The sequence below is a fragment of the Oligoflexia bacterium genome (assembly GCA_034439615.1).
Lineage (GTDB): Bacteria > Bdellovibrionota > Bdellovibrionia > JABDDW01 > JABDDW01 > JAWXAT01.
This window is the reverse complement of sequence record JAWXAT010000019.1, coordinates 1-8492: the sequence shown is the minus strand read 5'-3', so window position 1 is coordinate 8492 and position 8492 is coordinate 1. Positions and strand designations below refer to the sequence as shown.

8 protein-coding genes and 1 pseudogene are annotated in these 8492 nt (G+C 39.0%); 3 read left to right on the top strand and 6 right to left on the bottom strand.

The genetic code is table 11. The annotated features are described in order from the left end of the window. Positions 1-141: 141 nt before the first annotated feature. Positions 142-669 (top strand): AAA family ATPase, encoded by a 528-nt coding sequence (locus SGI74_04870; protein MDZ4676824.1) that lies wholly within the window; start codon positions 142-144, stop codon positions 667-669. 34 nt (positions 670-703) lie between these two features. Here the strand turns inward: SGI74_04870 and SGI74_04865 are convergent, their stop codons facing one another. Beyond that, entirely contained in the window at positions 704-1174 is a 471-nt protein-coding gene (locus tag SGI74_04865; GenBank protein MDZ4676823.1) for a GNAT family N-acetyltransferase, read from the bottom strand. Between the two features lie 249 nt (positions 1175-1423). Here SGI74_04865 and SGI74_04860 point away from each other — a divergent pair, with 249 nt between their 5' ends. Further along, complete coding sequence (locus SGI74_04860) at positions 1424-2260, top strand: hypothetical protein (protein MDZ4676822.1); 837 nt, start codon at positions 1424-1426, stop codon at positions 2258-2260. Between the two features lies 1 nt (position 2261). On the opposite strand, the gene SGI74_04855 is transcribed toward SGI74_04860, so the two are convergent. Further along, positions 2262-2915: a DNA-3-methyladenine glycosylase gene (locus tag SGI74_04855; GenBank protein MDZ4676821.1), complete on the bottom strand. Its 654-nt coding sequence runs from the start codon at positions 2913-2915 to the stop codon at positions 2262-2264. Next, positions 2912-3976: an AI-2E family transporter gene (locus tag SGI74_04850; GenBank protein ID MDZ4676820.1), complete on the bottom strand. Its 1065-nt coding sequence runs from the start codon at positions 3974-3976 to the stop codon at positions 2912-2914. The genes SGI74_04855 and SGI74_04850 overlap by 4 nt, the downstream gene beginning before the upstream one ends. A gap of 50 nt (positions 3977-4026) precedes the next feature. Between SGI74_04850 and SGI74_04845 the strand changes: the two are divergent. Beyond that, positions 4027-4679 (top strand): annotated as a pseudogene (locus tag SGI74_04845) (fatty acid desaturase CarF family protein). Between the two features lie 180 nt (positions 4680-4859). Here the strand turns inward: SGI74_04845 and SGI74_04840 are convergent. The 3 genes from SGI74_04840 to SGI74_04830 form a co-directional block, all read right to left on the bottom strand. Continuing rightward, positions 4860-6425, bottom strand: a complete 1566-nt coding sequence (locus SGI74_04840) for a hypothetical protein (protein ID MDZ4676819.1) — start codon at positions 6423-6425, stop codon at positions 4860-4862. A gap of 126 nt (positions 6426-6551) precedes the next feature. Next, positions 6552-7337, bottom strand: coding sequence for a matrixin family metalloprotease (locus SGI74_04835; protein ID MDZ4676818.1), 786 nt, complete (start codon positions 7335-7337; stop codon positions 6552-6554). Next, positions 7334-7948, bottom strand: a complete 615-nt coding sequence (locus SGI74_04830) for a hypothetical protein (protein ID MDZ4676817.1) — start codon at positions 7946-7948, stop codon at positions 7334-7336. The genes SGI74_04835 and SGI74_04830 overlap by 4 nt, the downstream gene beginning before the upstream one ends. Positions 7949-8492 lie beyond the last annotated feature (544 nt).

The following is an 8492-nucleotide window of genomic DNA, read 5'->3' as shown; positions in this document are numbered from 1 at the left end:
TTCAAATCACAATAAACTCAAAGCACTTCACACATTTGGTAAATCGACAATGGATCGCTATTTGGAGAGTTGACGGTCAATTGGGGGAATCATAGCATTAGCCACATGGGCAAACTAAATCGGCTATGAGGTAATTGTCCCATGAGAGCGACAGTCGATTCATTCAAACGAACTGTGATTATTGGAAACAGCGGATCAGGCAAGAGTCATCTGGCACAGGAACTTGCTGAGCTCACCGAGTGTGATGTAGTCCATTTCGATGAACATTTCTGGGAGCCGGGTGGTTTTAACAAGAAGAGGCCACCAGATATTGCACAAAAGGAAATTCACATAATTTCTCAGGCGGGTTCGTGGATTATGGAAGGCGTCTTTGGGGACTTGGCTGAATCAGTGCTTCCAAACGCTACAGCATTAATATTTCTAGATAAATCTTGGTGTGAGTGCGAAACAGCACTTTTTGGCAGAGGTTCTGAATCCTCAAAGCAGTTAGATCAGATCACCGCTAAGAAAAATTTCAATGAACTTCTGATTTGGGCAAAAGCATATTGGGAACGCGAAAATTCATGCTCTCAAAAACATCATCAAAAATTATTTTCTGAGTTCAAAGGAACAAAACTCAAATTTATGTCTCGAGCTGATTCCGAAAACTTTCTTGAAAGTTTAACTTAATACTGGCGTTACCAATCCACTAGTCTTTACCTCTTTACCCGTTACGAGCGGCAAGGGGAAATTGATTGATAAGGCCTGTGAGAAACATGACCTTATGCTTACCAATTCCGGGTATTTCAAAATAGGGACCATGAAACTTAAACCCTAGTTTCAAATAAAATCCAAAAGCATTTTCACGAGCGTTAAACCATAAAATATCACCACCACGATCTTTGATTAATCGACAACCTTCTTTCACAAGTTGTGAACCCAAGCCTTGCCCAACCTTACTTGGTTCTGTGGCCATCCCTCTGAGGCGGTATTGATTATTTTGAGTAAATTCAGGGCTATTTTCTTTATAAAAAGAGGCGACACTAAAAATCACCGCTTCTGTTTGATAACCTAAATGAAAGCTTGTGGCGTCGAAATCACCTGGGTATTTGCAGTCATTGATAGTTTGATGGGGTCTGAGGACTTTATGCCTAAGAAAATATGTCTCTTCCGGTTTAATTTGAACAGCGCTCATTTATATCCCGTAATATTTTTTAAAGTTTGTTAGCTAAGTAAGACATTTTAAGAAATAAGAAAACAATAATTAATAATTGGTCTGATTTTAGCATAAGTAAGTTTCTGATTTATCCGTAGTACTAGGGGAACCGTATGTATACCAGGGATGGTATGCATATCGGTATTTGAGTCAATATGACAAAACCATTTGGGTCAAGTTGCCCACATTAGAGTCAATAGTCTGTTTAAATTTATAAGGAGTTTGTAAATGTACATAGCAAAGATCAGATTTCAAATTTTATTTGTACTTTCATCACTGTTCGTACTCTTTGCCTGTGGTCAAAATGATGATAACAACCTCACCCCAACACCTGCTGCACCTCAAGTGGGTACAAATGCTGTCGCTTCAGGAAGATGGGGCGGTGAACATGTAGAACTCAACATTACTGAAAATGGGGGCGCGATCAAACTTGATTGTGGAGTTGGTGTTGTAGAGCAAAAAATATTAACAAATTCTCATAATCAATTTGAAGTTAAAGGTTACCTTATTTTGACAAATGGACCAGTCACCTCAACAGGACTACCCATTCGTTTACCTACAAATTTTCAAGGTGTAATACAAAACAATCGCATGTCACTTAATGTTTCATATTTAACTATTAATCAAACAGTGACAAATAGTTACCAACTTAGTCTTGGAGCTCAAGGGCAATTCAGCCGATGCCTAGCTGTAATCTCTCCAACGCCAACACCGTCTCCTCAACCTATTTCTTCACCAGGGCCAGTGCATGAAGGTCAATGGGGAGGCCGCGGAATAAATTTAGAAGTGAATGCTCTAGGAGCTACATACCAACTAGATTGTGCTCATGGAGTGATGGATCATCCGCTTGTATACGATAGTCATGGGCGTTTCACCAGTACGGGTACGATTGTGCTAGAGCATGGTAATGAATCTGAATCAGAAGTTGAAGATCGCCGCTTGGCAAATTATGAAGGCGTGATTATTGGTAATGCGATGACTTTAAATATTTCGCACACACCTGGCGTAAAATTATCCCAGAGTTTAGTTTATGGCAACGCGCCTAGAATCACGCGCTGTCATTAAATTATTTTAGTTTTACTTTAGCTTTTGGTTTCTTACTCATATCCGTAGAACGCCACATATACCAAGCTGCAATTGAACGGTAGGGTCTCCAGCGTTCACCATAAGCAAGGAGTTCTTGAGGTTTAGGTAAGTCTTTTTTCTTATAAAGAATTGAGAATCCATGTCTTACGCCATAATCAGTGATTGGCAATACATCAAGGCGACCGAGATAAAATATTAAAAGCATTTCTACTGTCCAGGGGCCAATGCCGCGAATTTCACTTAGTTGTTTGATAAGATCTTCATCAGACATTTTACTGGCTTTGAGTCTTGTGGGAACAAAACCTTCTAATGCTTTAGTTGAAAGATCTTTGATGGCCAATAGTTTTGATCGAGACAGCCCGGCCCCTCTAAGTTTCTCATCCGGAGTTGCGAGAATTTGTTGAGGAGTGGGAAGTTTTTGTGAGCCATATAATGCTTTCACGCGCCCAAATATTGTAGAAGCCGCAGCACCATGAAGCTGTTGATAGACGATAGAACGCATGAGTGCGCCGTAGGGATTTACTTTGGTTTCAATTTCTAAATCACACGGACCCGCTTTTTTAATTAGCTTTCCGAGTTTCTTGTCAGCTTTAGATAAATGCAAAAGGGCTTTTTTATAATTAACAGAGCTCATTTCACTCCATTATCGCGCATGAGACCAAAGCGATGAGCAACAACGGGCCATATTTCAAAGAGCTGAACTAAAACTGCTGCGATTATAGGCCCAATAAATACCCCTACAATTCCAAACATGACGATGCCACCAAAAATTGCCACTAAACTAAGTAATGGGTGAATATTCCCACGACCCTGTAGTACCAACGGGCGAACAAAATTATCGACAAGTGTAGTAAGAAATCCGAGGACCAACATGATGATGACTTTGGTGATACTGCCTTTATAATAAAGATAGATCATACCTGCAACCCAAACAGGAGTACTGCCAACCATGGGGATCCAAGCTAATACAAAAGTGACTCCTGCTGCGAAAAATGCTCCTGGAACTTGTAGTACTAAAAAAGCAATAAGCATCATCGTCGCTTGTGCGCCAGCAGCTGCCAATGTGGCAAAAACCACTGAAACTGAAATATTATTAAACGATTCAATCAATTTAACTTCGACGTCTTGATCCATTGGGATTTTTTCAAATATCCAGGCAACAAACTTTCTTCCGTCGATTAAAAAGAAAAACAGCGCAATTAAAGCCAAGACAAGTTGCAATGTTAGCTCAGGTGCTTTTGTAATCAACGCTAAAATGCCACCACTTAAGGTTTTGCCTGCATTTTTAAAGCTACTTTTTAATGTTTTTTCAACTGCAGCTTGATCACCAATAATCGCATCGATCATGGGTAGGTTAACGGCTTTTTCAGAAATAGCGTCGTAGGAGAATTCTTCAGATTCTGCAAGACTTTCTCCGACTGTTACGCCTTGTTTCACAGCTAATATAGTAAGCCCTGTTAGAGGGCCTAAGATTAAAACTGTAAGTAGAAGAGTTATTATGAAAGATGCATATTTCGGTTTTATCTTCTTTTTTAGTAATTTTTCATAAAGTGGAGTGAGTAATACGGCAAGAACTCCCCCCATAACTACGGCTAATGTGTAGGGAAGTATCATCCACATAAACAGCATTAAAAACAGTGCTGAGATTGATAGAAAAGTGATTAGAGTTGTTTTGTCTTTTTTGTTCTCTGCCATAGGGGCATTGTGACTTTTTTGCTTAGGTTGTCAATTTTCTTTTTGCCTTTATGTTGCCGCACTCATTACAATTTTTCATGGCTAATAATTCACATGATCTTAAGACTTTGGCTGCCGGTTACTCTCGTACACAATGGCTTATAGAATGTCTGAGTGTTTTGATTTTCACAATTCTATCAGTTGCACTTTTTTTACGAATCAGAACTCATGTCACGCCAAATACTTTGTGGGTAGTGGGTGTATCTTTTCTTGTTGGAATAATTGCGGCCGATTTTATATCGGGATTTGTACATTGGGCCGCTGACACTTGGGGTTCGGTTGACTGGCAAGTTGCATGGTTTCACTTCCTGTTTTGATTACAGCATTGCTCATTCCCCTAGATAAAGTATGGGTTTTGTTTTTGGTATCAAGTCTGTTGTTTATGGTTTTGTGGGTGATGTTTACAAATCAGATTCATAAATGGGCTCATACAAAAAACCCACCCCAGTGGGTTATTGTACTCCAAAAGTATAAATTATTTTTATCTCCTCAACATCATCGCATTCACCATACGCCCCCTTTTGAGAGTCAATATTGCATTACAACAGGTTGGTTAAATGGTCTTTTAAATCGCATTAATTTTTTTAGAGTATTAGAGACCGTTATTACGCGAATAACTGGAAGTTATCCTCGCCAAGATGAAAGCGTGAAATATTTTAAATAAAACAATGGGGACTTTCGTCCCCATTTAAATTATTTTTTTATGTTCCACCGCGGATTAAAAACAAAATAATTAAAATTGGAATAGGTATTCCAAGTAACCATAGTGCTGCCCAACCGAGTGCGCCGTCTTGGTTTTTTAGATTTGGTAGTTTCATAATCCTCTCCTTGTTAAAGACATTTTTCACCTTTGTGCTCTGTTAAATAAAACTTCAACAATTGAGCTTAATATTTTTCCTGATCTTGCATTTGCTCGGGCTAACTCTTGCCACTTAGTTGGTAGAGCCGTGCTGCCGTCCCATTCTGATAATGCAATTTGAGCATCGGCTGCTGTTCGTGGAAATACCCCTTTAGCAGGAACCCATATAAAATCCGGGTGACGATTGTTGTACCATTCACCACCAATAATATTTCCACTTTCATCAAGTTCAAGATCATAAAGATATTTCACTTCAGTCATTTGGTCGTGAGCGGGAGAGTCAACATCACTTGTAGAATTTCCTACTAACGAAACATAAACAACATCCATTGCTATGCCCACATAATGGGTGGCTTTAGATGAACGATATTTTTTGAATTTATCGTTTTTATAAGATTTACGTGGAATCATGGCATCTTGGAGTGAATCAGTTTGCTCTAATGTGACCGGATTAAAATAAACATATTTATATGAGTAAACGGGTTGGTTCCAAACCTGATAATCAAAAGTTGCATCCATAATAAAGCTGCGTCGACCAACACCAATTTGATTAACGGCGGTTAAATGCCATGTAGCTGGATTTGTATCGAGACAATTTTTATCAATGATTCTACCTTTGGAATCGGTTTTGGGATTAGTTACATTGCAACGTCCTCCGACAAACTTAAATGGGTATCTTGTTGTAGACCATTGATAAGCAGTTAAGCCTTTGAGTTCTGCTGGATTAAATTTTATAGGAGTTATTCCATCGAATGCTGTGGTGATGACTGCTTGTTGGGGGCGCGGCATATTGAAAGATGAGGCAGCCCATCCTTCACAAATTCCCATCCAAGATTCTACATTTTTGCTACTGCGCCAATAAGTTTCGCCTTTTTTCCATTGTACTTGTGTAAAAATGCCGTCAGTGTCGCCAATAAGTAGGTCATATTTTTCAGAAGGGCTTAACGTATTAATTGCAGAAATATTTCGTGCTGAAAATACGCTCATAAATGGATTTTGTGTAATATAATCAAATTTCAACGACCAGTCTTGTCCCTGCGGAAACACACCGTCGTAATTTCTAGCTCCTAGGATGCCTTTGTACATAGCCCAATAATCTCCAGAAAATGGTTGAAATGGGAGTGAAGCGCTTTTAAGACCAGCCAGGTCCATTTCGCCCAGCATTCTCATCGTGACTTGGTTATCTACAAGATTATCGGCTATATCATTTGGCATTGGTTCAGAGGGATCATACGATTCGCTGGCAGACATATTCTCTTGTAAAAAACTTTTTCGCCATTTGGTTTTTGATTTAATAAATGATCTTGATTTAATTTCTTGTTGGTTGAAAATTTGTACTTGATTTGATTCTTGATTCTGATCTTCGATTTGCTGAGTGGTGGCCACAGTTTTTTTCTGAGGAACTCGATTTAAGAATTCTTTGGGATTATCATGAAATGCTTTGAGGTCATCTTCTAGAGTCGTTAATGCTGATGATTGAATGGGCGCAAACCCGATTGATGCAACAAAAGTTGCAAGTAATAATGTTACGACATGTTTAGAGCATCTCATATTGAGCCCTTTCCTTGGTTGTGGCTAAACCAAGCAATAGCAAGACTCATTCCATGTTAGTTTGATTGAAAATGGTTACAAGCGCAGTGCTCAGTCGCAATTGCTATTATGCAAATAAATAGAGAGTCATAAGTGGGCTTGATGAGAAAATTTGCCCCGAGACAAAATGCGCAGTGTAGCGATGAAGAAAAAGGGAAATAGCCAAAGAAGTGCAGTAGGCCCACTTGGTGGCTTTTGATTTATGTTTGAAACCGAACCACATCCGAAAGGCAAGTCGCCACTGATTTCACTACGTGGATATAAATAAGTAAGGCCATCGATATCATCTTGGGCAAGACCTAATTTAGTTTTTGAAGTGATATCATAAAACATCATCGCACTTTGATCTGAAGAGTGTCCTAAGCCAATAACGTGACCAATTTCATGGGCAACAGTAATATGTTGTCGAGTCGTTGAGAAAGTTGAAATATTCGCAGTACCCCCAGCTTGTGTGTTTAATATTAAATACCCACGTGTAATTGCCCCGCCTTGAATACGGCAAACTCCAACTCCTGCAACGCTATTTTCAAAGTTAGTACCGAAGTTAGTGCTAAAGGTGTTGTCACATGCAATTACGGCTACATCGGTTGCGACATAATTGGGATCTACCAGATTTGCAGGAACTTCAGTAGATGTACCTTCGCGCTTAATAATTAAATTGCTCGTGGGTGCAGAATTCCACAGTGCCATGGCGGTATCGACAATGTCATTGATGTTTGCTGGGCAATTTGTTGGGTTTAGTTTAAATTTTAATAATTTTGTTTGCCATCCTGCCATTCCAGAACTTGTTGAGCTACAAAGAGTGAAGGCAAGTGCTGGATCAAATCTCAAAAAAACAAAAACCAAAACGATTAAAATAAATGAGCGGCTCAAAAGGTACCTCCTAGAATGTCGTATGTGAAATAAAGCATCAGACTAAAACTTCGCCTCGATGAAGAGAGTACACCTTCGGTGATGGTATCAATTCCTACGTGAATATACTCGTAAGTGTATCCAACACCGAGATTTAAACTAATGGTGCTAGCAAGTTGAGTGCGGCTTGGTTGTGCAAATGTTGAGGTACCCGAACCGTTATTGAGAGCTGTTGTTCCGCCGGTTCCTTGAATTATGTAAAAAATAAATCCAGGGCCAACGCTCCAATCCCATTCATCATTTTCACCAAAATGTTGTAGTAATGGCGTGTTGATTAATAGAAATGAGGACTTACTTCCCCCATCAGGTGCTGTTCGTGGAAGTGCCGTGTAACCAATTTGTGGTCCGAAGAACCAGTCGTTTTGAAAATCGATATAAGTTTGCGCTAATAAAGGGTAATACAGCGGGCCCAAAAAATTAGATTCGCCGGTGTTGTTCTGACTAACGCGCATAAGATTGTGAGTTAGAACGCCAAGCCCGAGATAAAGTGAGTTTGAATTTACCCCATGAGCTTTGAAATTCGCAGAGCAAAGTATAAATATGATGCAGTTCATTAATATTTTTTTACGCATAAAAAAGTGTAGAAAGTTTGAGTTAAAAATGTCAATTTTTTAATGATGAAAAAGAAAAAGTAAATACTGGCAGATATTGCCCGAAGATTCTCGTGATTTTGAAGAGTCGGTGACAAAGGCTTGTGAACTTATTCTTAATCATGATCCAAGAATCGGGAAAGTACCAAAATCAAAGCTCACTTCGAAGAAAAAAACTAAGTCAGGTAAGTTGAAAAAGAATCCATAAATTTTTGATGTCCATTCCCGAATTTTTTTTTGAAGTGCAACAAATGCTGAATATTTAGACAAAAAAGAAGTATCGAAACCTAGTTGATATCTTTTGAAGTTTGAACCTTTTAGGTTTGAGCCATCAGATTGATATTTAGGCTGATTTTCTTGGAAAGCTACAAGTGGATCCTAAAGGTGGCTAAGGAAGAGGGTTTGAAATAGAGCTGTTGATCCGTACAGTGTGAAATGATTTGAGGTTCGCGCTGTTAGTAGTTGCGCAAATTTATCGAGGAAACTTGAAAAATGATGGGCGCGAATATGATGAGAGATAATATTT

Excerpts from the sequence above, each read along its gene's own strand:
- SGI74_04870 (MDZ4676824.1), top strand. The coding sequence starts at position 142 with ATGAGAGCGACAGTCGATTCATTCAAACGAACTGTGATTATTGGAAAC.
- SGI74_04865 (MDZ4676823.1), bottom strand. The coding sequence starts at position 1,174 with ATGAGCGCTGTTCAAATTAAACCGGAAGAGACATATTTTCTTAGGCAT.
- SGI74_04860 (MDZ4676822.1), top strand. The coding sequence starts at position 1,424 with ATGTACATAGCAAAGATCAGATTTCAAATTTTATTTGTACTTTCATCA.
- SGI74_04855 (MDZ4676821.1), bottom strand. The coding sequence starts at position 2,915 with ATGAGCTCTGTTAATTATAAAAAAGCCCTTTTGCATTTATCTAAAGCT.
- SGI74_04850 (MDZ4676820.1), bottom strand. The coding sequence starts at position 3,976 with ATGGCAGAGAACAAAAAAGACAAAACAACTCTAATCACTTTTCTATCA.
- SGI74_04840 (MDZ4676819.1), bottom strand. The coding sequence starts at position 6,425 with ATGAGATGCTCTAAACATGTCGTAACATTATTACTTGCAACTTTTGTT.
- SGI74_04830 (MDZ4676817.1), bottom strand. The coding sequence starts at position 7,948 with ATGCGTAAAAAAATATTAATGAACTGCATCATATTTATACTTTGCTCT.